This window comes from Chryseobacterium edaphi (genome assembly GCF_025628985.1).
GTDB lineage: Bacteria > Bacteroidota > Bacteroidia > Flavobacteriales > Weeksellaceae > Chryseobacterium > Chryseobacterium edaphi.
Genome location: NZ_JAOTEM010000002.1, coordinates 787,250 through 811,166, shown reverse-complemented (window position 1 = coordinate 811,166; position 23,917 = coordinate 787,250). Strand labels below are relative to the sequence as shown.

39 protein-coding genes are annotated in these 23,917 nt (G+C 33.9%); 5 read left to right on the top strand and 34 right to left on the bottom strand.

Features of this window, described 5'->3' with window-relative positions:
• Positions 1–28: 28 nt before the first annotated feature.
• The 4 genes from NZ698_RS12125 (at position 29) to NZ698_RS12110 (ending at position 1,904) form a co-directional block, all read left to right on the top strand.
• Positions 29–361, top strand: a complete 333-nt coding sequence (locus NZ698_RS12125) for a DUF4870 domain-containing protein (protein ID WP_263003373.1) — start codon at positions 29–31, stop codon at positions 359–361.
• Positions 362–694: 333 nt separating this feature from the next.
• Positions 695–1,081, top strand: a complete 387-nt coding sequence (locus tag NZ698_RS12120; RefSeq protein WP_263003372.1) for a transposase — start codon at positions 695–697, stop codon at positions 1,079–1,081.
• Between the two features lie 58 nt (positions 1,082–1,139).
• Positions 1,140–1,577, top strand: coding sequence for a hypothetical protein (locus NZ698_RS12115; protein WP_263003371.1), 438 nt, complete (start codon positions 1,140–1,142; stop codon positions 1,575–1,577).
• Positions 1,578–1,583: 6 nt separating this feature from the next.
• Complete coding sequence (locus NZ698_RS12110; RefSeq protein WP_263003370.1) at positions 1,584–1,904, top strand: helix-turn-helix domain-containing protein; 321 nt, start codon at positions 1,584–1,586, stop codon at positions 1,902–1,904.
• Positions 1,905–2,086: 182 nt separating this feature from the next.
• Here the strand turns inward: NZ698_RS12110 and NZ698_RS12105 are convergent, their stop codons facing one another.
• The 8 genes from NZ698_RS12105 to NZ698_RS12070 form a co-directional block, all read right to left on the bottom strand.
• On the bottom strand, positions 2,087–3,373 hold the full coding sequence (locus NZ698_RS12105; protein ID WP_263003369.1) for a citrate synthase: 1,287 nt from the start codon (positions 3,371–3,373) through the stop codon (positions 2,087–2,089).
• An 83-nt stretch (positions 3,374–3,456) separates the two neighbouring features.
• Positions 3,457–4,749, bottom strand: coding sequence for a phosphopyruvate hydratase (eno, locus tag NZ698_RS12100; protein WP_263003368.1), 1,293 nt, complete (start codon positions 4,747–4,749; stop codon positions 3,457–3,459).
• A 199-nt stretch (positions 4,750–4,948) separates the two neighbouring features.
• Positions 4,949–5,839 carry a YEATS-associated helix-containing protein gene (locus NZ698_RS12095; RefSeq protein WP_263003367.1) on the bottom strand — a complete coding sequence of 297 codons (891 nt, stop codon included), beginning with the start codon at positions 5,837–5,839 and terminating at the stop codon, positions 4,949–4,951.
• 19 nt (positions 5,840–5,858) lie between these two features.
• A complete protein-coding gene (locus tag NZ698_RS12090) occupies positions 5,859–7,064 on the bottom strand; it encodes a hypothetical protein (RefSeq protein ID WP_263003366.1) in 1,206 nt (401 codons plus the stop codon).
• Position 7,065: 1 nt separating this feature from the next.
• Positions 7,066–7,488 (bottom strand): hypothetical protein, encoded by a 423-nt coding sequence (locus NZ698_RS12085; RefSeq protein WP_263003365.1) that lies wholly within the window; start codon positions 7,486–7,488, stop codon positions 7,066–7,068.
• A gap of 136 nt (positions 7,489–7,624) precedes the next feature.
• Entirely contained in the window at positions 7,625–8,413 is a 789-nt protein-coding gene (locus NZ698_RS12080) for a sensor histidine kinase (RefSeq protein ID WP_263003364.1), read from the bottom strand.
• Positions 8,414–9,019: 606 nt separating this feature from the next.
• Positions 9,020–9,853: a hypothetical protein gene (locus NZ698_RS12075; RefSeq protein ID WP_263003363.1), complete on the bottom strand. Its 834-nt coding sequence runs from the start codon at positions 9,851–9,853 to the stop codon at positions 9,020–9,022.
• Positions 9,854–9,857: 4 nt separating this feature from the next.
• A complete protein-coding gene (locus tag NZ698_RS12070) occupies positions 9,858–10,490 on the bottom strand; it encodes a response regulator transcription factor (protein WP_263003362.1) in 633 nt (210 codons plus the stop codon).
• 174 nt (positions 10,491–10,664) lie between these two features.
• Here NZ698_RS12070 and NZ698_RS12065 point away from each other — a divergent pair, with 174 nt between their 5' ends.
• Positions 10,665–11,093, top strand: a complete 429-nt coding sequence (locus NZ698_RS12065) for a hypothetical protein (protein WP_263003361.1) — start codon at positions 10,665–10,667, stop codon at positions 11,091–11,093.
• Between the two features lie 56 nt (positions 11,094–11,149).
• On the opposite strand, the gene rplQ is transcribed toward NZ698_RS12065, so the two are convergent.
• From rplQ to rplW, 26 genes are all read right to left on the bottom strand, one after another.
• Entirely contained in the window at positions 11,150–11,671 is a 522-nt protein-coding gene (rplQ, locus tag NZ698_RS12060) for a 50S ribosomal protein L17 (protein ID WP_263003360.1), read from the bottom strand.
• Positions 11,672–11,677: 6 nt separating this feature from the next.
• A complete protein-coding gene (locus NZ698_RS12055) occupies positions 11,678–12,673 on the bottom strand; it encodes a DNA-directed RNA polymerase subunit alpha (RefSeq protein WP_263003359.1) in 996 nt (331 codons plus the stop codon).
• A gap of 33 nt (positions 12,674–12,706) precedes the next feature.
• A complete protein-coding gene (gene rpsD, locus NZ698_RS12050) occupies positions 12,707–13,315 on the bottom strand; it encodes a 30S ribosomal protein S4 (RefSeq protein WP_047442245.1) in 609 nt (202 codons plus the stop codon).
• Between the two features lie 19 nt (positions 13,316–13,334).
• Positions 13,335–13,724 carry a 30S ribosomal protein S11 gene (gene rpsK / locus NZ698_RS12045; protein WP_027387198.1) on the bottom strand — a complete coding sequence of 130 codons (390 nt, stop codon included), beginning with the start codon at positions 13,722–13,724 and terminating at the stop codon, positions 13,335–13,337.
• A gap of 12 nt (positions 13,725–13,736) precedes the next feature.
• Positions 13,737–14,114: a 30S ribosomal protein S13 gene (gene rpsM, locus NZ698_RS12040; protein WP_047442246.1), complete on the bottom strand. Its 378-nt coding sequence runs from the start codon at positions 14,112–14,114 to the stop codon at positions 13,737–13,739.
• 3 nt (positions 14,115–14,117) lie between these two features.
• Positions 14,118–14,234: a 50S ribosomal protein L36 gene (rpmJ, locus tag NZ698_RS12035; RefSeq protein ID WP_007839480.1), complete on the bottom strand. Its 117-nt coding sequence runs from the start codon at positions 14,232–14,234 to the stop codon at positions 14,118–14,120.
• 114 nt (positions 14,235–14,348) lie between these two features.
• Entirely contained in the window at positions 14,349–14,564 is a 216-nt protein-coding gene (infA, locus tag NZ698_RS12030) for a translation initiation factor IF-1 (RefSeq protein ID WP_034684855.1), read from the bottom strand.
• Positions 14,565–14,567: 3 nt separating this feature from the next.
• Positions 14,568–15,947, bottom strand: a complete 1,380-nt coding sequence (secY, locus tag NZ698_RS12025) for a preprotein translocase subunit SecY (RefSeq protein ID WP_263003358.1) — start codon at positions 15,945–15,947, stop codon at positions 14,568–14,570.
• A gap of 8 nt (positions 15,948–15,955) precedes the next feature.
• Positions 15,956–16,405, bottom strand: coding sequence for a 50S ribosomal protein L15 (gene rplO, locus NZ698_RS12020; protein ID WP_263003357.1), 450 nt, complete (start codon positions 16,403–16,405; stop codon positions 15,956–15,958).
• 19 nt (positions 16,406–16,424) lie between these two features.
• Complete coding sequence (gene rpmD / locus NZ698_RS12015; RefSeq protein WP_089028774.1) at positions 16,425–16,601, bottom strand: 50S ribosomal protein L30; 177 nt, start codon at positions 16,599–16,601, stop codon at positions 16,425–16,427.
• A gap of 10 nt (positions 16,602–16,611) precedes the next feature.
• The gene (gene rpsE, locus NZ698_RS12010) at positions 16,612–17,133 is read right to left on the bottom strand and encodes a 30S ribosomal protein S5 (RefSeq protein WP_262990075.1); all 522 of its coding nucleotides are present in this window, start codon (positions 17,131–17,133) and stop codon (positions 16,612–16,614) included.
• A gap of 19 nt (positions 17,134–17,152) precedes the next feature.
• The gene (rplR, locus tag NZ698_RS12005; protein ID WP_047442251.1) at positions 17,153–17,506 is read right to left on the bottom strand and encodes a 50S ribosomal protein L18; all 354 of its coding nucleotides are present in this window, start codon (positions 17,504–17,506) and stop codon (positions 17,153–17,155) included.
• Between the two features lie 14 nt (positions 17,507–17,520).
• Positions 17,521–18,066: a 50S ribosomal protein L6 gene (gene rplF / locus NZ698_RS12000; RefSeq protein WP_263003356.1), complete on the bottom strand. Its 546-nt coding sequence runs from the start codon at positions 18,064–18,066 to the stop codon at positions 17,521–17,523.
• 17 nt (positions 18,067–18,083) lie between these two features.
• A complete protein-coding gene (gene rpsH / locus NZ698_RS11995; RefSeq protein ID WP_050378492.1) occupies positions 18,084–18,482 on the bottom strand; it encodes a 30S ribosomal protein S8 in 399 nt (132 codons plus the stop codon).
• Positions 18,483–18,830: 348 nt separating this feature from the next.
• Positions 18,831–19,100 carry a 30S ribosomal protein S14 gene (gene rpsN, locus NZ698_RS11990; RefSeq protein WP_047442254.1) on the bottom strand — a complete coding sequence of 90 codons (270 nt, stop codon included), beginning with the start codon at positions 19,098–19,100 and terminating at the stop codon, positions 18,831–18,833.
• 1 nt (position 19,101) lies between these two features.
• A complete protein-coding gene (gene rplE / locus NZ698_RS11985) occupies positions 19,102–19,653 on the bottom strand; it encodes a 50S ribosomal protein L5 (RefSeq protein WP_263003355.1) in 552 nt (183 codons plus the stop codon).
• Positions 19,654–19,665: 12 nt separating this feature from the next.
• A complete protein-coding gene (gene rplX, locus NZ698_RS11980) occupies positions 19,666–19,992 on the bottom strand; it encodes a 50S ribosomal protein L24 (protein WP_047442256.1) in 327 nt (108 codons plus the stop codon).
• A 20-nt stretch (positions 19,993–20,012) separates the two neighbouring features.
• Positions 20,013–20,381, bottom strand: coding sequence for a 50S ribosomal protein L14 (gene rplN, locus NZ698_RS11975; RefSeq protein WP_034684837.1), 369 nt, complete (start codon positions 20,379–20,381; stop codon positions 20,013–20,015).
• The gene (gene rpsQ, locus NZ698_RS11970) at positions 20,381–20,635 is read right to left on the bottom strand and encodes a 30S ribosomal protein S17 (protein ID WP_027387210.1); all 255 of its coding nucleotides are present in this window, start codon (positions 20,633–20,635) and stop codon (positions 20,381–20,383) included. Before rpsQ ends, rplN begins: the two co-directional genes overlap by 1 nt.
• 11 nt (positions 20,636–20,646) lie before the next feature.
• Entirely contained in the window at positions 20,647–20,832 is a 186-nt protein-coding gene (gene rpmC, locus NZ698_RS11965; RefSeq protein ID WP_047442257.1) for a 50S ribosomal protein L29, read from the bottom strand.
• A gap of 11 nt (positions 20,833–20,843) precedes the next feature.
• Positions 20,844–21,269 carry a 50S ribosomal protein L16 gene (gene rplP / locus NZ698_RS11960; RefSeq protein ID WP_263003354.1) on the bottom strand — a complete coding sequence of 142 codons (426 nt, stop codon included), beginning with the start codon at positions 21,267–21,269 and terminating at the stop codon, positions 20,844–20,846.
• A 78-nt stretch (positions 21,270–21,347) separates the two neighbouring features.
• The gene (gene rpsC / locus NZ698_RS11955; RefSeq protein WP_229983459.1) at positions 21,348–22,091 is read right to left on the bottom strand and encodes a 30S ribosomal protein S3; all 744 of its coding nucleotides are present in this window, start codon (positions 22,089–22,091) and stop codon (positions 21,348–21,350) included.
• 8 nt (positions 22,092–22,099) lie between these two features.
• Positions 22,100–22,498 (bottom strand): 50S ribosomal protein L22, encoded by a 399-nt coding sequence (gene rplV / locus NZ698_RS11950; RefSeq protein ID WP_047442260.1) that lies wholly within the window; start codon positions 22,496–22,498, stop codon positions 22,100–22,102.
• A 2-nt stretch (positions 22,499–22,500) separates the two neighbouring features.
• A complete protein-coding gene (gene rpsS, locus NZ698_RS11945; RefSeq protein WP_034702850.1) occupies positions 22,501–22,779 on the bottom strand; it encodes a 30S ribosomal protein S19 in 279 nt (92 codons plus the stop codon).
• A 2-nt stretch (positions 22,780–22,781) separates the two neighbouring features.
• Entirely contained in the window at positions 22,782–23,603 is an 822-nt protein-coding gene (gene rplB, locus NZ698_RS11940) for a 50S ribosomal protein L2 (RefSeq protein WP_050378484.1), read from the bottom strand.
• Between the two features lie 22 nt (positions 23,604–23,625).
• Positions 23,626–23,916 carry a 50S ribosomal protein L23 gene (gene rplW, locus NZ698_RS11935; protein WP_129535110.1) on the bottom strand — a complete coding sequence of 97 codons (291 nt, stop codon included), beginning with the start codon at positions 23,914–23,916 and terminating at the stop codon, positions 23,626–23,628.
• Between the last annotated feature and the right edge of the window lies 1 nt (position 23,917).

Here is a 23,917-nt window from a genome sequence, read left to right as displayed (position 1 = left end):
AAAAAAACACATTTTAAATATAAAAATTATGAATCAAAAAACATTATCAATTGTCAGCTACATCACCATTATCGGTTGGCTGCTTGCTTATTTCAGTTCAAAAGAAGAGAGAAAAAATCCTATGCTTCTCACTCATCTTCAGCAAGGTCTGGGTTTATCTATTATCAGCTTTGTTGTGGGTATTGCAGTTTCGGCTATTGCATCTGTAGTACCGGCACTGGGACTATTGTCTCTTGTCAATATTCTTTTTTTCATTCTTATGATTGTAGGAATCATCAACGCAGCAATTGAAAAGAATACAGTACTCCCGATTATCGGAGGTTTGTTTGAAGGAAAGTTTTCCTTTATTTCACAAAAATAATTACAGCGTTATAGCCATTCTTAATCTAATTCAAAATAGATATTTTTTAATTATTTGTGTTTTAATTGGCGGCAGAAAAGAGAAGCGATCTTATTCCGGCTATAACAAATAATTATGTTCTGTCGATTTTTTTTCATCATTTCTTCGGCCAAGAATTTTTCACGGCCGAAGTTTTATCCCAGGACAATAAAGATACAAGAACACAAATAGTGAGAGAAAAAATTCAAAAATTCGTTTATTTTTTTTTCATAACAAGCTGTTTTCTCAAAAAGTCAATGGCTTGTTATTTTTTATCTCTCAATCATTCATCATCATTAAATAAAGTCATCAATTATGAAAGAAAAGTATATTGTTGATAAAAGCCTGAAAGACATTCACATCGGGCATTACATCCACCTTAAAGTAATCGAAAATAAAATTGACATCAACAGGATCTGCAATTTTTTTGATCTAAGAGAAGAAGATATAATAAAGTTTTATGAAAGTGAAGATATTGCGACTTCAGATCTGCTCAGATGGTGTAAACTGCTGAATTATGATTTTTTCAGAATCTACACAGGACATCTCATTCTGTATTCACCGCCATGCAAAAACCCGAATATGCCTCCATCTGAACTTCCTGCATTCAAGAAAAACATCTACACACAGGAAGTGATCGACTATCTTCTGGAACTCATTACCAAACAAAAAAAGAGCATCCCTGAAGTATTGGAAAGGTAAAAGATACCAAAAACAACACTCTACAAATGGCTTAAAAAACGTAATACCGATCTGTCTTATGAAAATCAATAATAAAAGCATCATCAGATTTCTATTTGTTATTCATATGTGCATCACAATAGTAATAATTTCTTTGCTCGCAGGACTACTATTTTTTCAGCCGGAAATATTCAGGAAGATTCAATACATTGGTTATTTACTACTCATCTATAATATTTTAAGAATATTCCGTCTCAAATACATTGAGTACGAAAATTCCGGAGAGGTGCTTTCGCTTAAAAGATACAGTCTCTTCCATACCCAGAAACAGCAAAATCAGATTGAAATGCCGCTTTATAAGATCAATAAATTATATATAAAAAAATCATTCTGGTACAATTATCTGATCATTATCTTCCGAAGAGACGATCAGAAATTCAGCAAAATACACTTCCCTATTAATCATATAAAACACACCGACCTTCAAAAAATTCAAAATAATTTTAAAAATTGTTAAATTAAAATGCCAGATTACATCAATATATACAATGATCTTATCATTGACAAATTCCCGGATAAACTGAATACAAGAGAGATCAAAAATTTTCTTTCAAAAAAAGAACCTACTCATCTCGATATTATTCAGATCAATGATTTTATCTACAACAGCCAATCACCAATACCGTCCAACCAAAGACTGAAATGCTACGATAAAAAAAGTATTTTGAGAATTTTAAAATATCAAAAAGAAAATGAACTTTCAAACAGTTTTATTTCTTTAAAATACAGACTAAGCCGGAATACCGTTGCGCAATGGAAGAAGTGGTTTGCAAGTGAGGTTTAATTGGGTTGGAGGATTTTAGGGTTGGAGTGATGATAAGTTTTTGTTTTATCAAATTTTGCGAAAGGAAATGATAATTTTATAATTGAAGAAAACAGATATTCCTGAATTTTATATTAAATAGTTGTTACAAAAAAATCCCAAAGCAAAACTTTGGGATTTTAAATGTATACGAGAAACCAATATTATCTGTTTGAAATATCGATGTAATCTCTTTTTTGAGCACCTTGGTAAACCTGTCTTGGTCTTCCGATTGGGTCTCCTTTCAATCTCATTTCTTTCCATTGAGCGATCCATCCCGGAAGTCTTCCTAATGCGAACATTACGGTAAACATTTCTGTAGGGATTCCTAATGCTCTGTAGATGATTCCAGAATAGAAGTCTACGTTTGGATATAATTTTCTTTCGATGAAGTATTCGTCTTCTAGAGCTACTTTTTCTAATTGCATTGCAATATCAAGAGCTTTATCTTCAATTCCTAAAGCAGCCAATAAATCGTCAGCAGCTTTTTTGATGATTTTTGCTCTCGGATCGAAGTTCTTGTATACTCTGTGTCCGAATCCCATCAAACGGAAGCTGTCGTTCTTATCTTTTGCTTTAGCTACCCACTTGTTTACGTCACCACCATCTTTTTCAATCAATTCAAGCATTTCGATAACTGCCTGGTTTGCACCACCGTGAAGTGGACCCCAAAGTGCAGAAATACCGGCAGAAACTGAAGCAAAAAGACCTGTGTGAGCAGAACCTACCATTCTTACAGTAGATGTAGAACAGTTTTGCTCGTGATCAGCGTGAAGAATTAATAATTTATCTAAAGCAGCAGTTACCACAGGATTGATTTCAAATTCTTCATTTGGTAATCTGAATGCCATTTTGTAGAAGTTTTCTACATAGTTCAGACTGTTGTCTCCGTGGTTTAATGGTAAACCTAAAGTTTTTCTGTACGTCCACGCTGCAAGGTGAGCAAATTTAGCAATCAACAATTCTGCAGCAAGATCCATTTCTTCTTTTGATTGTACGTTAACCGCTTTAGGGTTGAAAGCAGTTAAAGCAGAAGTAAGAGTAGATAAAACTCCCATAGGATGAGCAGAACGAGGGAAAGCATCGATGATTTTTTTCATCTCCTCTGCTACGAAGTTATATTTTTTGATGTTACCGTTGAAGGTTTCAAATTGTTCTTTTGTAGGCAATTCACCGTGTAACAAAAGGTACATTACTTCTGTAAAATTTGACTTTTCAGCGATTTGCTCGATAGGATAACCTCTGTAGAATAATTCTCCCTGGTCACCATCAAGATAAGTGATGTCACTTAATGTAGCACCTGTATTTTTGTATCCTAAGTCTAAGGTAATAAGACCCGTTTGGTCTCTTAATTTTGAAATATCTATTCCTCTGTCTCCGATTGTACTATCTACGATAGGATATTCATACGAATTACCGTCATAATTCAATATAACTTTGTTGTCTGACATTATATAATATTTTATTTAAATTTCTTAAAAATACACAAAAAACAGCAATACTAAAAAAGTTTGCTGTTTTTTTTATTTTAATTTTATCTTTTAATTTTGAAAGCGTCTAATCCCGGGAAATAAGCAGTATCACCCAAAGCTTCCTCAATTCTTAAAAGCTGGTTGTATTTCGCCATTCTGTCTGATCTTGAAGCAGAACCAGTCTTGATCTGACCACAATTCATTGCTACTGCCAGATCAGCAATTGTAGAATCTTCGGTTTCACCAGATCTGTGAGACATTACTGATGTAAACTTGTTGTGTTGAGCCATCTGTACAGCAGCCATTGTTTCAGAAAGAGAACCAATCTGGTTTACTTTAACCAAAATTGAATTTGCAATTCCTTCGTCAACACCTCTTTTTAATCTCTCAACATTTGTTACAAATAAATCATCACCAACCAATTGTACTCTGTCACCGATTTTATCGGTTAACATTTTCCAACCTTCCCAGTCATTTTCCTGCATACCGTCTTCGATAGAGATAATAGGATATTTATTGGCCAATTCAGCTAAGTAAGAAACCTGCTCACTGCTTGAAAACTGAGCTGCATCCGGAGTCTGGAATTTTCTGTAATCATAAACTCCGTCTTTGTAGAATTCTGAAGCTGCACAATCTAATGCGATCATTACATCATCACCCGGTTTGTAACCTGCTTTTTCGATAGCCTGAAGTAAAGTATCCAAAGCATCTTCAGTTCCTTTGAACGTTGGAGCAAAACCACCTTCGTCACCTACCGCAGTAGAAAGACCTCTTGAATGAAGAATCGCTTTCAGGTTGTGGAAAATCTCAGTTCCTTTTCTCAATGCATGAGAGAAAGAATCTGCTTTTACCGGCATTACCATAAATTCCTGAAAAGCAATTGGAGCATCTGAGTGAGAACCTCCATTGATCACATTCATCATCGGAACAGGAAGTGTATTTGCATTGACACCACCGATGTATTTGTATAACGGCATTTTTAGTTCAGCAGCAGCAGCTTTTGCAGCAGCTAAAGAAACACCCAAAATTGCATTAGCACCAAGATTTCCTTTGTTTTTAGTTCCGTCTAAATCGATCATGATCTGATCCAAAAGATTCTGATCATAAACAGGAAGACCTACTAACTCAGGAGCAATCACTTCTCTTACATTTTCTACAGCTTTAGAAACACCTTTCCCCATCCACTCAGAACCGCCATCACGCAATTCTACTGCTTCATGTTCCCCGGTAGATGCTCCAGAAGGTACTGCAGCACGACCCATCGCGCCACTTTCTGTAAATACATCAACTTCCACTGTAGGATTCCCTCTTGAATCCAAAATCTGTCTCGCTTCTATGTAAGAAATGTAACTCATTTTTTGTTTATTTATAGTTTAGACAAATTTAATTAAAAAATAAGTTTTTTTGTTAATTGAAGGATGACAATTGATGTTTTTTGAGTTAAATTTTAGTTAATTTTAATTATTTATAAGTATTCGTATTAACTACAAATAAAAATTCTCCAAATATCTTTAAGATAATTGGAGAATCTTTTAAATTTTATTTTTTTAATATTTATCTGTTTCTAAAATCTTCCGGAAAGTTTTTTAATTCAGACAAATCTAATTCCAAAAGAGTGCGACCATCATCTGCACTTGCTCCTATTGTAAATGCTCCGTAAGAAGGAATTTCATAAGAAACTTTTTCTTTACCATCCGCTTCAATCTTAATCAATGATTTTGCAAATGAATCATGGAGATAAAGGTAGAGGTCACCTTCAAACGGGTGATTTGGACTATCCGTAGACACGGTAATGATTAAATTCAGAAAATCTTTTATTCTGGAATCGGTATATTCTACTGATAAAGTTCTTCCATTATCTTTATTTTTACAACCAAATCTCCCTTTTTGGGGATCACCGGGATATTTTATTGGACCAATAGATTTTTGAACACCTGTCTGAACAGATTTTGTGATTATCTGATTTTCAGAATTTGAGGTTGAAGTCATCAAATGTTCGGTTGCTAGCAGATTCTCAATTTTCTTTTTATCTGCCTTTACTTTTTCCTGAACTTTTTCCTGAAGTTCCTGTTTTTCAGCCTGGGTTAAAACTTTACTGATTAATAATTCAATAAACTTCATTCCAGCCGCAGCTCCAAGAAGGCAGTAGGCAGACCAAAGCAAATAATTTTGAGCAAAAGGCAAAGCCAAATTTTCTTTACAAAATACAGAGTAAGATCCGTTTTTTTCATTCTTTATATTTATATCTTGAAGCAAAGAACTATCTGCTAATTTGAGGAAGAAAGGAATCATAATCGTAGCAGCAAAACCTAAGAATAAGCATTCCAAAAGAGATCGTTTAAATTTTGAAGTATCTGTTACTTTATTTGAATCTGACAAATAATTAACCGCTCCACCTATAAGACCAGTAATGATCATTATGATTAAAATATCTAATAAATACATTGTTTCAGTTTATAATTTATTATTGAATTTTTCTCTTAGTTCCGATACCGCTCAAGAAGGAAAGTCCGGCTATAACATTTCCGCTTTTGATGATGTTGTTGTCAAAATCTTTTCCTAATGAAAGTGTAAGATGCTGGTTTGGAAATATGGCATAATCTAAATTGAGAACACATTTCCAAGTAGGTTTCAAATCTGAACCGGAAATAAAACTTCTATATAATCCCTCAAAACTACCTGTGAACTTTGAATCTTTGGGAGAGTATTCATATTTTATACCTGCATCGAATGTTGAGAAGTTACCATCCGGTTTAAAATCTTCAGTGGTCATCCAATCGCTTTTTGGATTATACATGTATCGGACAAGCAATAATGGAATTCCTGAATTTTCAAATGCATAGCCGAAAACTGTCCATAAACCGGCGTTGTAAATTCTGGAATTGTTGAACCTTTTTTCCTTGAATTGGAGACTTGTACCTCCTGCAAAGTCCCAAAGGAAACCTTTTCTGGATATATTAAAATCTTTCAGTAAGAGTTTTATTTTTTCTTGACTAGAATTAAAAACTGTATTATTTGCTATGAGTTTTTCATTTTTTATGCTATCAAGCCTTGTCTTTAACTGTTGATACTGAGTAGTCTCTTTCTTTCCTGCCTTAAACATTATTGCCAAATCTTTTTCTATTGAAAGCACTTGTGGATCATTGGAAATATTTTTGTTTTTTATAACTAAGTCATCGATAATTTTTTTATGCAGTTTTTTTACAGAATCATACTTTTTTCTTACTGTTTCATTGATTTCTCCTCTAAAAAGCGAAAATTTAAATCCTAAAGAAGTAAAGACCGAATTTGTTGGTAAATTGGTTGATGTACTATCAGTATTTTTAATTGCAACCGAAAAAACTAAAGTTTGTTTGAGAATATCACTTGTATTATTGTCATTAATAATATTATCTAAACTTTTTGTGCTTTTCCCAAATAACCAATATGGTGAAAAATCTAATGCATATCCCGCCTGATTTTTAAACATTGAAGTTACATCTTGCAGATTCAGCATTAAATTCGCAATATCAGTTGGCTTATTAATATCACTATTTGCTATACCCAATAAGTTCGATGCGGGAGAAGATGGTGCTTTTAATAAATCAACATTAACAGAGGTTTCCTCCTGTGAATAATAAATATTAATAAATAATATCATTAATATTATCAAAAAAACTTTTGTTTTCATTTTAAATAAAATTTATTTGTTGAACGATTTCCCCTGTATCTGAATCGTTTAAAATCATTGAAACAGTAAATACCTTGCTTATCGCACCTTCTCTTAATGTTACATTTAAAGCAAAGACCGTATTGTCTTCAATTGACGATGCTACCGAATAGACAAAAAATCTCTTTCCTTTTAAATTGACATTTGTTCCTATTGTTACCGGGCAAATACTAATATCAACTTCGTCAGTATTATTCATATAAGCTGCGTTGGTAACAATCAAATTTGGTGAAATCACTGATACCCAAATTTCTATTTCATTCCCATTATTACCACACACATAGAATTCTGTGTCATATTTAGTTTTTACAATTTCTTGATCATTAAATAATTTGTTACCTTTTAATAAATCAAGTCTTTTCTGAATTTTTTTTTCTGTTTTCATGGTTATTAGTTTTAAAGTTTATACCTCAAATTTCCAATTAATAACAACTTCAATCAATTACACAAAAGGGTGATTCTTAAAACAAAAAATCAGCGTCATTACAATGATGCTGATTTTAAAATTTTAAATAATCTGCTTATAAGTTAATCTTAAAAAAAATAAAAGTTCCTTCGTTTGTGGATGAAATTTCAAATTTTCCGCAGGACTCTTTCATTCTTCTTTCCATATTCCTTAAACCATTTCCTGAGGCATTTTCTATTTTAAATCCTCTACCATTATCTGATATTTCCATAATCAAATATTTATTTTCTTGAGTAAACGAAAGCTTTAGTTGATCTGCACCACTATATTTATACGCATTGTTTAAAGCTTCTTTGATACAGAGAAACATACTACGTCTTAAATCTGTTGAGATAGGTGTTTCAGAAGTTATTTGATCTTTATCAAAAGTCAATACAATTTGTGTTTTTTTCAAAAAACCCTCCGCATAGATTTTAGCATATTCAACGAAACTTCCAACGGTATCATTTCCCGAATTTAAACTCCAAAGCATTTCTCGCATAGAAATGTTCATTTCCTCGGACGTTTTTAGAAGTTCATTGATATCGTTTATTAAATCTTCGTCTTCAGCTTTTTGTTTTAAAAACTCTGCCTGAAGTTTTAATGCCGAAATTCCTGCTCCGAGATCATCGTGCATATCGTGAGAAATACGTTGTCTTTCTTTTTCTATCGATTTTTGTTTCTCAAGTTCTTTTTGAAGAAGTTGGTTTTGGTACTCTGATTCTTTGAGTTGTTGTTCTTTTAAATACAAAAGCTGCTTCCTGTTGTAAGTTATTACGATAAGAATAACAAAAATAACTAAAAGCATAATTAATAATATCGCTATTATATATGTCAATTTTATTTCAGGTGGTAGAGATTTCATCTTTTGTGTATTTGGTTAATCCTACATAAAATAATGCGTATACTATAATGTTTATTATCAGTAAAACATTTTTTAAAAGCTTTAAAAAATGTTTATCCTCAGTATCTAACAAGTACATCGGGATTATTCTGAACAGAAAAAAACAACTCCATATCAAAAGGGATGTCGAAATCCAAAAAAGAGGTTCATCAATTATTTTTATTTCTGAGATGTTATTTAGTTTTAAATTAATCCAATAAAGAACATAGAAAATATTTGAAACGCAATATATTATTGCTAGACTCAAATTGTATCTATCAACATAAAAAAATTGACTTGTAAAATATATACAAATTAAAATGCTGATTAATGTTAAAACTAATAAAAAAAAACTCTTTATGTGTTTGTAGTAAAAAAAAATAAAAAAAAGTATATTGAGTAGATTCAGATAATTATATTGAATTGCTTTTGAGCTAATAATATTCATTTCTGAGGAAAAATCAGTCAGAAAATTTACCAATAAAAAAACAAAAAAATAATTTTGAGAAAAAAAAGTTTTCTTTCTCAAAATTATTATCGACTTTATAACGGTAATAAAAAAAACAATATAGTATATTTTTAAAAGCATTATGGTTCTAAACTTCCTTGATCATAATAAGGAAAATCACTATTGAGACGAATACTATTGGTATCTACAGGAATTGATGACAAGTAAAAAGATTCAATTTCTTTACCAGCTACGTTAAATCTTAAACCATAACATAGATCATACTCTATTTTAAAAACATCTTTATTAAGACAACCGCCTAAATAATTCTTTATCCGTTCTATATACTCTTTTACTTTAGAAAGCTCATAATTTATAGCACTGGGAACATAATCGTCTTTAGAAGCATTTTTCAATGACTGCCCTATTGAACTACCAATAAATTCATTTCCAAATTGTACAATATTTACACTTATTAAGTATTCTTGTTTTAAATTAAAGAGTAAATAACTATGCATAATATCTTCTGCACCATTGATTTTTTGAACAAATGTCACAATTCCATAAAGTTTATCAACATGTGTATTTATCATTTGAAAATCAACATCTGATATTTCAGGTAATTGAAATTGATTAGTTTTTGGCTTTACAAAAGAAATTTTCATATCTGTAAATCCATTGTCCAAATAATGATTAACTAATTTTTCATACAAATTAAAATGTATAAATAATTTTGATTTTATTGATGGTACTTTTTTTGTAAAACTACTTAAGTCTTTTTTATGCTTATCATCAGGAATGGGTGTAGTAAATATATTATCAATACCGGCAGCCAGTATATATTTTTTAAGTTTAATCTCAATTTCTGAAAGGTTATCCTTAAATTCATTAGAGAAAATTCGAAATAGCTCTCCAGATTTCTCTTGATCTATTTTGTCTTTCTCATTTTTACAATCAATTTTAATTTTTTCCATGATTTTAGTTTTTAAAATGGTTAAATTTATTTATAGCTTCTACTTTATTATTTACCTGAAGCTTTCTGTATATATTTCCGACGTGTTTTTTTACCGTATCAATGCTAACAAATATCTTATCAGCAATTTCCTTATACAAAAGTCCTTGCGACAAAAGTTCAACGATTTCGGTTTCGCGTTTTGTGAGCTCTTCAAAATCTTTCACTTCAATTGTTTTTTTTTCAAAATGAGTCAAAACTCGCCTTGCAATCGAAAAACTCATCGGTGCACCTCCATCATAAACGTCACGGATTGATGATAGGATCTTATCCATACTTTCACCTTTGATGAGATATCCCATTGCGCCAGCCTTTAGAGAATTGAAAATCATTTCGTCATTCTCAAAGCTTGTACACATAATAAATTGTGTTGCGGACATTTCTTTTTTCAACTTCCCGATAATATCAATTCCAAGCATATCCTGAAGTTGGATATCCATCATGACTACATCGGGAGAAAGATCAGATAAATTTTTGAGAGCAGCATTTCCGTCAAAAAACTGTGCGATCACCTTCATATCAGTTTGGTAATCGATCACCTTCTTCAACGCATTGTTGTAGTTTTTTTCGTCTTCTACTATGGCTATGGAAATGCTCATGTTATTTGATTTCGTTAAGACAAATTTCAACAGAAAACAAAGAGGAAACAATTACACTTTTGTGTAATTTTAAAATTTGAGTTTCTTAGCTATTGGTTTGTTTTTTGTTTTTATTAAATTTAATGAAAATTTCACAACTAGGGAATTAAATTAATAATAAAAAATATATAATTAATGAAAAAGGGAATTTTAATAACTGCTTCATTTGTGGCTTTATCTTTAATAAGCTGTAAAAAAAATGAAAGCGGAAATAAAGGAATTGTTAAGAGCGATTCCTCAGAACAGGTCATTCTTGCAGACAACGGTAAAGTAGATTCCACAATCGGCTATAATGTTGATGTAAATGGTAAAAAGACCATCAAAACAGATTATGTTTACAAAGCTACAGACGGAACATTAGTAAAAGTAGTCTATAATTATGATCCTAAAGAAAATAACGTTTCAATCACCAGCAACAAAAAAACATTTATCTTGGACAAAATAAAATCAACAGGAAGTGAAACAACCTATGAAAAAGATGAGATGAAAGCGACTGTAAAAGGGGACAGTTTAATTCTTCATCAAGGAGACAATATTATTCAATTGGTAAAAACCAAAATATAAGACACAAAAAAACCGCTCAGAAATCTGAGCGGTTTTTTTATATATCTGAATGAATATTATTCACCAGCTTTTTCTTCAGTAGAATCAGTTGTTTCAGCCTTTGGCTCTTCAACTTTTTCCTCTACTGCTGAAGTTGCTTCAACAGCTACTTTTGCAGTAGAAGTAGATCTTCTACTTCTTCTTGTCGTCTTTTTCTCCTCAGCATTAGGATTATAAAGCTCATTGAAATCAACTAACTCGATCAAAGCAGTATCTGCAGCATCACCAGGTCTGAAACCAGTCTTGATGATTCTCGTATAACCACCGTTTCTTTCAGCGATTTTCGGAGCTACAGTTCTGAACAATTCAGTAACCGCTTCTTTACTTTGAAGATATGAAAAAACAATTCTTCTGTTGTGTGTAGTATCTTCTTTTGCTTTTGTTAATAGAGGCTCAACGTATACTCTCAAAGCTTTCGCTTTAGCTACAGTAGTGTTGATTCTTTTATGCTCAATCAGAGAACAAGCCATATTAGAAAGTAACGCGCTTCTGTGAGAAGCTGTTCTTCCTAAGTGATTGAATTTTTTACCGTGTCTCATTATTATTTAATTATCAGCGTCTAATTTATATTTTGCAACGTCGAAACCGAAGTTAAGACCTTTTGAATGCACTAATTCTTCTAGTTCTGTCAAAGATTTTTTACCAAAATTTCTGAATTTCATCAAATCAGACTTACTGTAAGAAACCAGTTCTCCCAATGTTTCAACTTCAGCCGCTTTTAGACAGTTTAGGGCTCTTACAGAAAGATCCATATCTGCTAATTTAGACTTAAGAAGTTGTCTTGTGTGAAGAGTTTCTTCATCGTATTGGATAGATGCCTTTACAGCTTCAGTTTCTAGAGTGATTCTCTCATCAGAGAACAACATGAAGTGATAAATCAATATCTTAGAAGCTTCAGTTAAAGCATTCTGAGGGCTTATAGAACCGTCAGTTTCAATATCTAATACTAATTTTTCGTAGTCTGTTTTTTGCTCTACACGATAATTTTCAATGCTGTACTGCACTTTTTTGATCGGCGTAAAAATTGAGTCAATAGCAATAGTTCCTACAGGAGCATTGTTTGACTTATTCTGGTCAGAAGGCACATATCCTCTTCCCTTTTCTACATTAAACGTGATTTCGAAAGTTACATCTGAGTTTAAGTTACAGATCAACAACTCTGGATTAAGAATCTCAAAACCGTTGATTGATTTACCTAAATCCCCAGCAGTAATTACAGTTTGACCGGAAACTTTAGCAACAACCTGTTCGTTAGTCTGGTTTTCTGCCGTAGCTTTTAATCTTACCTGCTTAAGGTTAAGAATAATTTCGGTAACGTCTTCAATTACTCCTGGAATCGTTGAAAATTCGTGCTCTACACCTTCTATTTTGATAGATGAAATAGCGTATCCTTCCAGAGAAGAAAGCAACACTCTTCTCAAAGCATTACCGATTGTAAGCCCGAAACCTGGTTCTAAAGGTCTGAATTCGAATTGACCTTTAAATTCATCAGAGTTAAGTAGAATTACTTTATCGGGTTTTATGAATTGTAAAATTGCCATATTATTGGGTTGAGCAAAAATTTGATTAAAAAATTATTTAGAGTAAAGTTCGACGATAAGCTGTTCCTTGATGTCTTCCGGGATTTGGATTCTCTCAGGAGCAGATACGAAAGTACCTTCTTTTTTCTCGTCGTTGAATTGTAACCACTCATAGTTTGCTTTAGAAGCTAAAGCATCTGCAACCACTTCAAGAGACTTAGATTTTTCTCTTACAGCGATTACATCACCAGCTTTTACCAAATAAGAAGGAATGTTAAGGATCTCACCATTCACAGTGATGTGTCTGTGAGAAGTCAACTGTCTTGCACCAGATCTGGTTTTAGCAAAACCTAATCTGTACACAACGTTATCCAATCTTGATTCGCAAAGCTGTAATAAAACTTCACCTGTTACACCTTTACTTCTGTGTGCTTTTTCGAATAAGTTAGCAAATTGTCTTTCTAAAATACCGTAAGTATATTTAGCTTTTTGCTTTTCCATCAACTGGACAGCATATTCAGATTTTTTTGCTCCTCTTCTTTTGTTAACACCGTGTTGTCCTGGCGGTTGGTTTTTTCTTTTCTCGAAGTTTTTATCATCTCCGTAGATTGCAGCACCAAACTTTCTAGCAATCTTTGTTTTTGGTCCAATATATCTTGCCATAATGGGTAAATTCTAAAAATTAAACTCTTCTTCTTTTTGGTGGTCTACATCCATTGTGCGGCATAGGAGTAACGTCAATAATTTCGCTCACCTCGATACCTGAATTGTGAATCGTTCTGATTGCAGATTCTCTACCTGCACCTGGACCTTTCACATACACCTTTACTCTTCTTAAACCAGCTTCGTGAGCTACGTTAGAGCAATTTTCTGCTGCCATTTGAGCAGCAAAAGGAGTGTTCTTTTTAGAACCTCTGAACCCCATTTTACCGGCAGATGCCCAAGAGATAACTTCTCCGCTTTTATTTGTTAAAGAAATGATGATGTTATTGAAAGAAGCTTGAATATGCGCTTCACCAATAGCTTCAACTTTTACTTTTCTTTTTTTAACTACTTTAGTTTGTTTTGCCATAATTCCTAACGATTATTTACTTGCTTTTTTCTTGTTAGCAACTGTTTTTCTCTTTCCTTTACGGGTTCTCGAGTTGTTTTTCGTTCTCTGGCCTCTTAAAGGTAGTCCTAGTCTGTGACGTATTCCTCGTTGGCATCCTATGTCCATTAATCGCTTAATGTTCAATTGCACTTCAGATCTAAGCTCACCTTCTACTTTAATGTTTTCAGTGATGTAATTTCTGATTGCAGCCAATTCATCGTCATTCCATTCGTTGACTTTCTTGTCTTCGCTGATACCGGCAGCTTTAAGGATTTCAGAAGAAGTACTTCTTCCTACCCCATAGATGTAAGTTAAACCGATAACACCTCTTTTGTTTTTTGGTAAATCAATACCTGAAATTCTCGCCATAATTTAGCCTTGTCTTTGTTTAAATTTTGGGTTCTTCTTGTTGATTACAAACAGAACGCCTTTTCTGCGAACAATCTTGCAATCAGCACTTCTTTTTTTAATTGATGCTCTAACTTTCATTTGAAATATTTAATTTTTTTCTATAATCAAACGAAATCTTTCGATTTCATCTAAAATATATTTATTCTTTAACAATAGCCAAATGGAGATCCGGAGATTCCATTTGGCGTTTGTTTAATATCTAAATGTAATTCTCCCTTTTGTTAAATCGTAAGGAGACATTTCCAGTTTTACCTTATCACCAGGTAAAAGTTTAATATAATGCATTCTCATTTTACCAGAAATATGAGCGATAAGTATATGCCCATTTTCTAGCTCTACACGGAACTGGGCGTTCGAAAGTGCTTCCGTTATAACGCCATCCTGTTCAATATGTTTCTGTTTTGCCATAAATTAATATCCAGTCGATCTTGATAGTTTAGACTGCATTAAGCCATCATAATGATGATTCAGCAGATAAGTGTTAATCTGTTGAACAGTATCTAATACCACCCCAACCATAATTAGCAACGAAGTTCCCCCAAAAAATAAGGCGAACGCATCTGTCTGAACAAGACTTCCATGCACTATTGCTGGAAGGACTGCAAAGATAGATAAAAATATTGCACCCGGCAAGGTAATTTTTGATAAAATGTCATCTAAATAATCAGCTGTCTCTTTACCAGGTCTTACCTTCGGTACCAAACCTCCGTTTCTCTTTAAATCATCAGCCATTTGGTTTACCGGAATTGTAATTGCGGTATAGAAAAATGAAAAGATAATAATTAATAGTGCGAACAATACATTGTACTGCCAGCTAAAAACATTCTTGAAACCTGCAAGAAAAGTGTTTGATTCATCAAATTTTGTCAATAAACCAGGTACAAACATTAATGCCTGCGCAAAAATGATTGGCATAACTCCGGCCGCATTTACTTTTAATGGAATCCACTGTCTTGCTCCCTGCATAAGATTTCTGTTTACACCTCCTCTTGCCTGAGCTCTGCTTACGTACTGAATAGGGATTTTTCTCACAGCAACAGATAGTACTACTGCTAAAAGAACAACCAACATCCAGAATATCACTTCAATCAAAATCATGATTGATCCTAATCCTCCTTTTCCGTTCTGAACTGCAATTTCCTGTACAAATGCTTCTGGTAATCTAGATAAGATACCTACCATAATAAGGATAGAAATACCATTTCCAATTCCTTTATCGGTAATTTTCTCACCCAACCACATTGCAAATACAGAACCTGCAACCAAGATTACAATACTTGGTAACCAGAACATAATAGAGTTCGGATCTACAAAATATGCAGACTGGAACTGAGCATACGGTAAGAATAATTGAGTAATAGAAGTTAAATAAGAAGGCGCCTGTACAAGACAAACTCCAATCGTTAACCATCTAGTAATTTGATTCAATGTATTTCTACCAGACTCTCCGTCTTTTTGAAGTTTCTGAAGATAAGGAATAGCCATTCCCATCAACTGAACAATAATAGAAGCAGAAATGTAAGGCATAATTCCTAACGCCATCACAGAAGCGTGGCTAAATGCCCCTCCCGTAAATGACGAAAGCAAGCCAAGAAGACCTGCTCCCTGCTTGTTTCCGCCTTGACTTTTATAATGCTCTAAGAGATCTCCTACTTCTGCAAGGTTAATCGCAGGTAAAGAGATGAAAGATGCGAATCTATACACAAGGATAATACCCAAAGTGAAGAGAATTTTATCTCTTAATTCTTTAAGGCTCCAAATATTCTTAAGGGTTTGTATAAATTCTTTCATTAGTAATATTATAAGGTAATTGCTTTTCCACCTGCTTTAGAAATAAGCTCTTCAGCAGATTTAGTGAATTTGTCTGCAGAAATTGAAACCGCAGATTTCAATTCACCTCTCCCCATAATTTTCACTATTTCTTTCTTAGAAGCTAAACCGTTTTCTACCAAAACTTCTTTAGTAATATCTCCTGTTAAAGATTTAGTATCAATTAAGTTTTGAATATCATCTAAGTTAATAGCTCTATATTCTTTTCTGTTTACGTTTTTGAAACCGAATTTAGGTAATCTTCTTTGCAAAGGCATTTGACCTCCTTCGAAACCGATTTTTTGAGAATAACCAGCTCTAGCTTGCTGACCATTGTGACCTTTCCCAGCTGTACCGCCTTTTCCACTACCTTGTCCTCTACCAATTCTTTTTGAACTAAAAGTAGAACCTGCTGCAGGTCTTATGTTGTTTAAATTCATTTTAAAATTATTTTAAAAATTATTTTTGAACTTCAAGTAAGTGACTAACTGCAGCTATCATTCCTAAAATTGAAGGAGTAGCTTCGTGCTCTACAACTTGGTGAAGTCTCTTAAATCCTAATGCTTCAAGCGTTCTCTTTTGGGTTTTTGTTCTACCAATAGCGCTTCTTACTTGTTTTACTTTAATTGTTGCCATTGTATATTTATTAACCGTTAAACACTTTACTTAGAGAAACTCCTCTCATTCTTGCAATTTCTTCTGGTCTTCTGATGTCTAACAATGCTTTGAAAGTTGCCTTAACTACATTGTGAGGGTTTGAAGATCCTTTAGATTTTGAAAGGATATCATGAATACCAGCTGACTCTAATACTGCTCTTACTGCACCACCGGCGATAAGACCTGTACCGTGAGAAGCAGGTCTCAAGAAGATATCTGCACCACCGTATCTTGCAGCAGTCTGGTGAGGAATTGTATGATTCATTACAGGAACTTTTACTAAGTTTTTCTTAGCATCTTCTACCGCCTTAGCAATAGCAGAAGCAACTTCCTTAGATTTTCCTAAACCAAAACCGATAGTTCCGTTCTCGTCTCCTACAACAACAATTGCAGAAAATCCGAAAGCTCTACCCCCTTTAGTTACTTTTGTTACCCTGTTTACGGATACGAGACGATCTTTTAATTCTAATCCTCCCGGTTTTACTCTTTCTATATTATCTAGTCCTAACATATTTTCCGAAATTTAATGATTAGAATTTAAGTCCTCCTTCTCTCGCACCATCAGCTAGAGCCTTAACTCTACCGTGATATACGAAACCGTTTCTATCAAATACAATAGCTTCAATTCCAGCAGCAATAGCTTTGGCAGCGATAGCTTTACCTACAGCAGCAGAAATTTCACTTTTAGTACCTTTAGCATCTACACCTTTTTCTCTTGAAGAAGCTGAAGCTAAAGTTTTACCATCTTTATCGTCTATTAACTGAGCGTAAATTTCCTTATTACTCTTGTATACAGATAATCTTGGCAATTCAGAAGATCCAGAGATTTTCCCTCTTACTCTTCTTTTAATTCTTATTCTTTTTTCTAATTTACTTAGTGCCATTTTCTTAAAATTTATTAAGCAGATTTACCAGCTTTACGTCTAACATTTTCTCCTACGAATCTTACACCTTTTCCTTTGTATGGCTCAGGCTTTCTGAATGAACGGATCTTTGCAGAAACCATTCCTAGAAGTTGCTTGTCATGAGACGTTAAAGTAATAATTGGGTTTTTACCTTTTTCAGTCAATGTGTCGATTACTACTTCTTTTGGAAGTTCTAATACGATACCGTGAGAGAATCCTAAAGCTAACTCAAGTTTTTGACCTGAGTGAGAAGCTCTGTATCCTACTCCCACTAATTCCAACTTTTTAGTGAAACCTTCAGCAGTTCCAATAATCATGTTGTTGATCAACGCTCGGTATAAACCGTGTAGCGCTTTGTGTTGTTTAGACTCAGACGGTCTGCTGAATGTAAGCACTCCATCTTCTTGTTCTAAAGTAATTCCTTCTGTAAGTTCCTGAGTAAGTTCTCCTTTAGGACCTTTTACAGTTACAACGCCATCTTTTTCAGTGACAGTAACTCCAGCTGGAATTGTTATAATTGCTTTACCAATTCTTGACATTTTCCTTTGATTAAAAATTAATAAACATAGCAGATTACTTCACCGCCTACTTTTTCTTCTCTAGCTTTCTTATCTGTCATTACTCCTCTAGAAGTTGAGATAATAGCTACACCCAAACCGTTCAATACTCTTGGAAGTTCCGCAGAACCTTTGTATTGTCTTAGACCTGGTCTTGAAGCTCTCTGGATAGATTTGATTGCAGGCTTGTTAGTTTGCTTGTCATACTTAAGAGCGATTTTGATCGTCCCTTGAACAGCGCTATCTTCAAACTTGTAGTTTAAGATATACCCTTGATCAAATAAGATTTTCGTAAGCTCCTTTTTGATTTTCGATGCAGGAATTTCCACCACCTTGTGGCCTGCGCTTTGTGCGTTCCTTACTCTTGTTAGGAAATCTGAAATTGGATCTGTTACCATTTCTTTGTTTTAAATTATTGGTTAATGACAATCAGTATTGAAAAGACTTGAAGATTAAAGACTTATGGCTCCGAATATTTCTTTGCCTGATCTCTTTACCTTCAGTATCTCAACAACTTAATGGTCACTTTTTTTTTTTAATTTCATTTTATTCTAATAAACATAGCCAAAACGAAGATTAGTCACTCAGAGAAATAATAATTTTCCTGAGCGGGTGCAAAAGTACAAAAAAAATTAATACTATTTATTTTTTTTCTTTTCCTCTATGCCGACTAGATTTTGTACTCTATTTATTAAAATACAGCTGACTTATAAAAATATAGAAGTCAGCTGTAAAAATTTTATTGCTTACCAACTAGCTTTTTTAACGCCTGGGATAAGACCGTTGTTGGCCATTTCTCTGAAAGTTACTCTAGAAATACCAAAGGTTCTCATATAACCTCTTGGTCTTCCTGTCAATTTACATCTGTTGTGTAATCTTACAGGAGAAGCATTTTTAGGTAATTTTTGAAGTCCTTCGTAATCACCAGCTTCTTTAAGAGCTTTTCTTTTCTCAGCGTATTTAGCTACAGTAGCTTCTCTTTTGCGCTCACGCGCTTTCATTGATTCTTTAGCCATCTTAGTTCTTTTTGAACGGTAAACCGAAGTGAGTTAATAATGCTTTAGCTTCTTTGTCTGTTTTCGCAGTTGTAACGAAAGTAATGTCCATCCCTTGGATTTTCTTTACTTTGTCGATTACGATCTCAGGGAAGATAATTTGCTCAGTAATACCTAAGTTATAGTTACCTCTACCATCGAAACCGTCAGCTTTGATACCAGAAAAATCTCTAATACGTGGTAAAGCAGAAGAAGTCAATCTGTCTAAGAATTCGTACATTTTAGTAGCTCTAAGAGTAACCTTAGCTCCTACAGGCATACCTTTTCTTAATTTGAAAGCAGCTTCATCCTTTTTTGAAATAGTACCTACAGCTTTTTGCCCGGTAATATTTGTAAGTTCTTCAACAGCATAATCGATGATTTTTTTATCAGCAGTAGCGTCTCCTAAACCTTGAGATAAAATAATTTTCTCTAGTCTTGGTACCTGCATTACTGATTTGTATCCGAATTCTTCCATCATTGCTGGAACAATTGTTTCCTGATATGCTTTTTTGGGTCTTGCTATATATTCCATTGTTATTTAAAATTATAAAGTTTCACCCGTTTTTTTGTCGATTCTTACTTTCTTATCTCCGTCGATTTTATAACCTACTTTGATAGCTTTTCCGTCTTTACCAACTAAAGCTATGTTTGAGATATGAATAGAAGCTTCCTTTTCTGTAATTCCTCCTTGAGGATTTGAAGCTGAAGGCTTAACGTGTTTTTTAACGATGTTAAGTCCTGCAACGATTACTCTAGGGTCTTTTCCTTCTTTTTTGATCACTTCAATAACTTCACCAGTTTTACCTTTGATATCTTTTTTACCAGTGGTAATGATTACGTTATCTCCTCTTTTTATTTTTAACTTTGACATTTTTTTTAAAATTTTAAATATTAAAGTACTTCAGGAGCTAATGAAATGATTTTCATATATTCTTTGTCTCTCAACTCACGAGCCACAGGTCCGAAAACACGTGTTCCTCTCATCTCTCCTCCAGCGTTTAGTAAAACACAAGCATTGTCTTCGAATTTGATGTAAGATCCATCTTTTCTTCTAACTGCTTTTTTCGTTCTTACTACTACCGCTTTTGATACTTGACCTTTCTTAGCGTTTCCTGATGGTGTAGAATCTTTAATTGTAACTACGATTTTATCACCAACTGAAGCATATCTTCTTCTGGTACCTCCCAGAACTCTGATCACTAGTACTTCTTTAGCACCTGTGTTATCAGCAACTTTTAATCTTGATTCTGTTTGTAACATTACTTAGCTTTTTCAATGATTCTTACTAATCTCCATCTTTTACTCTTGCTCATAGGTCTAGTTTCTTGAATAAGAACTGTATCTCCTTCTGTGCATTCGTTGTTCTCGTCGTGTGCAGTATATTTTTTCGTTTTCAAAACGAATTTACCGTACATCGGGTGCTTTACTCTTGTAGTTTCACTAACAACAATAGTTTTTTCCATTTTATTGCTGGAAACCACTCCGATTCTTTCTTTTCTTAAATTTCTATCCATTGTAAAAAGGATTATTGTTTGTTAGTTAACTCAGTGTTTAGTCTTGCGATTGTCTTTCTCAAATCTCTGATTTGAATAGGATTTTCAAGTGGACTGATTTTGTGAGCCAATTTCATTTTTGAGAATTGAGCTTTAGCTTCAGCCAATTTTGCTTGAATATCTTCAGCGCTTAGATTTTTAATTTCAGCTTGTTTCATTGTTTCAGAGATTAAAGAGGTTTAACAAAATCGTTAGCAACTACAAATTTGGTAACTACCGGTAATTTCTGTGCAGCAAGTCTTAAAGCTTCCTTCGCGATTTCGTAAGATACTCCTCCGATTTCGAACATAATTTTACCTGGTTTTACTACAGCTACCCAATATTCTACAGCACCTTTACCTTTACCCATCCTTACTTCGGCTGGTTTCTTAGTAATAGGCTTATCCGGGAATATTTTGATCCATAGTTGACCTTCTCTTTTCATATATCTTGTCGCAGCGATACGAGCAGCTTCGATTTGTCTTGCAGTGATCCAAGCACCTTCTGTAGCTTTGATTCCGAAAGTTCCATAAGCAAGTTGATTACCTCTTTGAGCAATCCCCTTCATTTTCATCTTATGAACTCTACGGAATTTGGTTCTTTTTGGTTGTAACATAATTTCTTAAATTTTAGATTTTAGAATTTAGATTTTAAAAAAGTAACGGTCATTTAAAAACTATCCTCTAAAATTTTATTAATTATTTTTTTTATCTCTAGAAGGTCTTCTGTTATCTCTGTCTCCACCTCCTCTGTTTCCGCCATTTGAAGGACCACCTTTCTTCTGTTGTCCTACTAATGGAGAAAGATCTCTTCTTCCGTAAACTTCTCCTTTCATGATCCACACTTTTACTCCTAACTTACCGTATTGAGTTAATGCTTCACCGATGTGATAATCGATATCTGCTCTGAAAGTTGACAATGGAATTCTTCCGTCTTTGAAGTTTTCAGAACGTGCCATTTCAGCACCATTCAATCTACCAGAGATTTGAACTTTGATTCCTTCAGCACCCATTCTCATTGTAGAAGCAATTGCCATCTTCACAGCTCTTCTGTAAGAGATTCTGTTTTCGATTTGTTTAGCAATGCTGTCTGCAACTAGTACTGCATCAAGCTCAGGTCTTTTGATTTCGAAAATATTGATTTGAATATCCTTTTTTGTAAGTTTCTTCAATTCTTCTTTTAACTTGTCAACTTCCTGACCTCCTTTACCGATGATTAATCCCGGTCTAGCAGTAGTGATTGTTACTGTTACTAATTTAAGTGTTCTTTCAATATAAATTTTTGAAATTCCACCTTTAGATAATCTTGCTTCAAGGTATCTTCTGATTTTGTAATCTTCAGCGATTCTGTCACCGTAGTTTTTACCACCAAACCAGTTAGAATCCCATCCTCTGATGATACCTAATCTGTTACCAATTGGATTTGTCTTCTGTCCCATACCTTGAATTAATTTTCTTTTGTACCTAAGATTAGTGTAATGTGGTTTGATCTCTTTCTGATTCTGTACCCTCTACCTTGTGGAGCTGGTCTTAGTCTCTTCAATTGTCTTGCACTGTCTACAAAAATTTCTTTAACGATAAGGTTAGCTTCTTCGATATCAGCACCATCATTCTTTGTTTGCCAGTTGGCCATCGCAGAAAGTAATACTTTTTCTAATTTCTCAGAAGCACCTTTTTTTGAATATTTTAGGATGCTTAAAGCTTTGTCAACTTCTACCCCTCTGATGATATCAGCAACTAATCTCATCTTTCTAGGAGATGTCGGGCAATCATTGTGTAATGCTTTTACTACATCTTGATTTGTTAATTTACGTGCTAATGCACTTTCTCTTTTTCTTGATCCCATGATTATCTACTTCCTTTGTTTTTGTTACCACCATGACCTCTGAAAGATCTTGTTGGAGAAAATTCGCCTAGCTTGTGACCAACCATGTTTTCTGTAACATATACAGGGATAAAAGATTTCCCGTTGTGTACTGCAATAGTTTGTCCTACGAAGTCCGGAGAGATCATTGATGCTCTAGACCAAGTTTTGATAACTGTCTTCTTACCAGACTCTATGTTTGTCTGAACCTTCTTATCTAAAGTATGATGAATGAATGGTCCTTTTTTAAGTGATCTTGCCATAATTATTTACGTTTAGATATGATATGACGGTTAGACGCTTTGTTTTTCTTTCTGGTTTTGTAACCTTTAGCTGGCATACCGTTTCTAGATCTTGGGTGGCCTCCAGATGAACGACCTTCACCACCTCCCATTGGGTGATCTACAGGATTCATTACTACTGGTCTTGTTCTTGGTCTTCTACCCAACCATCTGCTTCTACCAGCCTTACCTGATACAGTTAACTGATGATCAGAGTTAGAAACAGATCCAATCATTGCATAACACTCAGTAAGGATCATTCTAGATTCTCCTGAAGGCAATTTGATGATTGCATATTTTCCGTCTCTTGAAGTCAATTGAGCTGATGAACCAGCACTTCTTGCTAAGATTGCACCTTGACCTGGCTTCATTTCGATACAAGAAATCACAGTTCCCAAAGGAATGTTTTTCAGTTTCATTGCGTTACCTACATTAGGCTCTACGCTTTCACCAGAAATGATTTTTTGGTCAACTTTGATCCCATTTGGAGCGATGATATATCTCTTCTCTCCGTCTGCATACTCCACCAAAGCGATGAAAGCAGTTCTGTTTGGATCGTACTCTACAGTTTTTACCGTTGCTTCAACATCATGTTTGTTTCTTTTGAAGTCGATAATTCTGTATTTCTTTTTGTGTCCACCTCCGGTGTAACGCATGGTCATTTTACCAGTTTGGTTACGTCCACCTGACTTACTAATACCAACTGTTAGAGATTTCTCTGGTTTGTTGGTAGTAATTTCCTCAAAATTGTTTACAATTCTGAATCTCTGTCCTGGGGTGATAGGTTTTAATTTTCTAACAGACATTACTATTATTTATAATTAATAATTAATTTACAGCAAAAATGTCGATTACTTCTCCTTCAGCAAGAGTGATAATCGCCTTTTTCAATTTGTTTGTCTTTCCTACTTGAAGACCTTTTTTCGTGTATTTCGAAGAAACTTTAGGAGCATAAATCATGGTTCTAACGTCTGCTACTTTTACACCATAAGCTTGCTCAATTGCATTTTTAATCTGGATTTTATTCGCCTTAGGTTGTACTAAGAAAGAATAAGCACCTCTTAAATCTGTAAGATAGTTTGCTTTTTCTGAAATAACTGGTTTAATAATAAGTGACATG

What these genes read in the sequence shown, in the direction of transcription:
- rpmC (WP_047442257.1), bottom strand. Translation starts at nt 20,832, where the DNA reads ATGAAACAAGCTGAAATTAAAAATCTAAGCGCTGAAGATATTCAAGCA.
- rpsD (WP_047442245.1), bottom strand. Translation starts at nt 13,315, where the DNA reads ATGGCAAGATATATTGGACCAAAAACAAAGATTGCTAGAAAGTTTGGT.
- rpsS (WP_034702850.1), bottom strand. Translation starts at nt 22,779, where the DNA reads ATGGCAAGATCACTTAAAAAAGGACCATTCATTCATCATACTTTAGAT.
- NZ698_RS12105 (WP_263003369.1), bottom strand. Translation starts at nt 3,373, where the DNA reads ATGTCAGACAACAAAGTTATATTGAATTATGACGGTAATTCGTATGAA.
- NZ698_RS12095 (WP_263003367.1), bottom strand. Translation starts at nt 5,839, where the DNA reads ATGTATTTATTAGATATTTTAATCATAATGATCATTACTGGTCTTATA.
- eno (WP_263003368.1), bottom strand. Translation starts at nt 4,749, where the DNA reads ATGAGTTACATTTCTTACATAGAAGCGAGACAGATTTTGGATTCAAGA.
- rplO (WP_263003357.1), bottom strand. Translation starts at nt 16,405, where the DNA reads ATGAATTTAAACAACATAAGACCTGCAGCAGGTTCTACTTTTAGTTCA.
- rplE (WP_263003355.1), bottom strand. Translation starts at nt 19,653, where the DNA reads ATGGAATATATAGCAAGACCCAAAAAAGCATATCAGGAAACAATTGTT.
- rpsK (WP_027387198.1), bottom strand. Translation starts at nt 13,724, where the DNA reads ATGGCAAAACAAACTAAAGTAGTTAAAAAAAGAAAAGTAAAAGTTGAA.
- rpsN (WP_047442254.1), bottom strand. Translation starts at nt 19,100, where the DNA reads ATGGCTAAAGAATCAATGAAAGCGCGTGAGCGCAAAAGAGAAGCTACT.
- rplX (WP_047442256.1), bottom strand. Translation starts at nt 19,992, where the DNA reads ATGTCAAAGTTAAAAATAAAAAGAGGAGATAACGTAATCATTACCACT.
- NZ698_RS12120 (WP_263003372.1), top strand. Translation starts at nt 695, where the DNA reads ATGAAAGAAAAGTATATTGTTGATAAAAGCCTGAAAGACATTCACATC.
- rplR (WP_047442251.1), bottom strand. Translation starts at nt 17,506, where the DNA reads ATGGCACTAAGTAAATTAGAAAAAAGAATAAGAATTAAAAGAAGAGTA.
- rplW (WP_129535110.1), bottom strand. Translation starts at nt 23,916, where the DNA reads ATGTCACTTATTATTAAACCAGTTATTTCAGAAAAAGCAAACTATCTT.
- rpsM (WP_047442246.1), bottom strand. Translation starts at nt 14,114, where the DNA reads ATGGCGAGAATTTCAGGTATTGATTTACCAAAAAACAAAAGAGGTGTT.
- NZ698_RS12075 (WP_263003363.1), bottom strand. Translation starts at nt 9,853, where the DNA reads ATGGAAAAAATTAAAATTGATTGTAAAAATGAGAAAGACAAAATAGAT.
- rpsQ (WP_027387210.1), bottom strand. Translation starts at nt 20,635, where the DNA reads ATGGATAGAAATTTAAGAAAAGAAAGAATCGGAGTGGTTTCCAGCAAT.
- rpsE (WP_262990075.1), bottom strand. Translation starts at nt 17,133, where the DNA reads ATGTTAGGACTAGATAATATAGAAAGAGTAAAACCGGGAGGATTAGAA.
- NZ698_RS12080 (WP_263003364.1), bottom strand. Translation starts at nt 8,413, where the DNA reads ATGAAATCTCTACCACCTGAAATAAAATTGACATATATAATAGCGATA.
- rplV (WP_047442260.1), bottom strand. Translation starts at nt 22,498, where the DNA reads ATGGGATCAAGAAAAAGAGAAAGTGCATTAGCACGTAAATTAACAAAT.
- rplP (WP_263003354.1), bottom strand. Translation starts at nt 21,269, where the DNA reads ATGTTACAACCAAAAAGAACCAAATTCCGTAGAGTTCATAAGATGAAA.
- NZ698_RS12070 (WP_263003362.1), bottom strand. Translation starts at nt 10,490, where the DNA reads ATGAGCATTTCCATAGCCATAGTAGAAGACGAAAAAAACTACAACAAT.
- rplQ (WP_263003360.1), bottom strand. Translation starts at nt 11,671, where the DNA reads ATGAGACACGGTAAAAAATTCAATCACTTAGGAAGAACAGCTTCTCAC.
- secY (WP_263003358.1), bottom strand. Translation starts at nt 15,947, where the DNA reads ATGAAAGAATTTATACAAACCCTTAAGAATATTTGGAGCCTTAAAGAA.
- rpmJ (WP_007839480.1), bottom strand. Translation starts at nt 14,234, where the DNA reads ATGAAAGTTAGAGCATCAATTAAAAAAAGAAGTGCTGATTGCAAGATT.
- rplN (WP_034684837.1), bottom strand. Translation starts at nt 20,381, where the DNA reads ATGTTACAAACAGAATCAAGATTAAAAGTTGCTGATAACACAGGTGCT.
- NZ698_RS12125 (WP_263003373.1), top strand. Translation starts at nt 29, where the DNA reads ATGAATCAAAAAACATTATCAATTGTCAGCTACATCACCATTATCGGT.
- rpsH (WP_050378492.1), bottom strand. Translation starts at nt 18,482, where the DNA reads ATGGTAACAGATCCAATTTCAGATTTCCTAACAAGAGTAAGGAACGCA.
- rpsC (WP_229983459.1), bottom strand. Translation starts at nt 22,091, where the DNA reads ATGGGACAGAAGACAAATCCAATTGGTAACAGATTAGGTATCATCAGA.
- rplB (WP_050378484.1), bottom strand. Translation starts at nt 23,603, where the DNA reads ATGTCTGTTAGAAAATTAAAACCTATCACCCCAGGACAGAGATTCAGA.
- NZ698_RS12090 (WP_263003366.1), bottom strand. Translation starts at nt 7,064, where the DNA reads ATGAAAACAAAAGTTTTTTTGATAATATTAATGATATTATTTATTAAT.
- NZ698_RS12115 (WP_263003371.1), top strand. Translation starts at nt 1,140, where the DNA reads ATGAAAATCAATAATAAAAGCATCATCAGATTTCTATTTGTTATTCAT.
- NZ698_RS12110 (WP_263003370.1), top strand. Translation starts at nt 1,584, where the DNA reads ATGCCAGATTACATCAATATATACAATGATCTTATCATTGACAAATTC.
- NZ698_RS12055 (WP_263003359.1), bottom strand. Translation starts at nt 12,673, where the DNA reads ATGGCAATTTTACAATTCATAAAACCCGATAAAGTAATTCTACTTAAC.
- rplF (WP_263003356.1), bottom strand. Translation starts at nt 18,066, where the DNA reads ATGTCAAGAATTGGTAAAGCAATTATAACAATTCCAGCTGGAGTTACT.
- NZ698_RS12065 (WP_263003361.1), top strand. Translation starts at nt 10,665, where the DNA reads ATGAAAAAGGGAATTTTAATAACTGCTTCATTTGTGGCTTTATCTTTA.
- NZ698_RS12085 (WP_263003365.1), bottom strand. Translation starts at nt 7,488, where the DNA reads ATGAAAACAGAAAAAAAAATTCAGAAAAGACTTGATTTATTAAAAGGT.
- rpmD (WP_089028774.1), bottom strand. Translation starts at nt 16,601, where the DNA reads ATGGCAACAATTAAAGTAAAACAAGTAAGAAGCGCTATTGGTAGAACA.
- infA (WP_034684855.1), bottom strand. Translation starts at nt 14,564, where the DNA reads ATGGCAAAACAGAAACATATTGAACAGGATGGCGTTATAACGGAAGCA.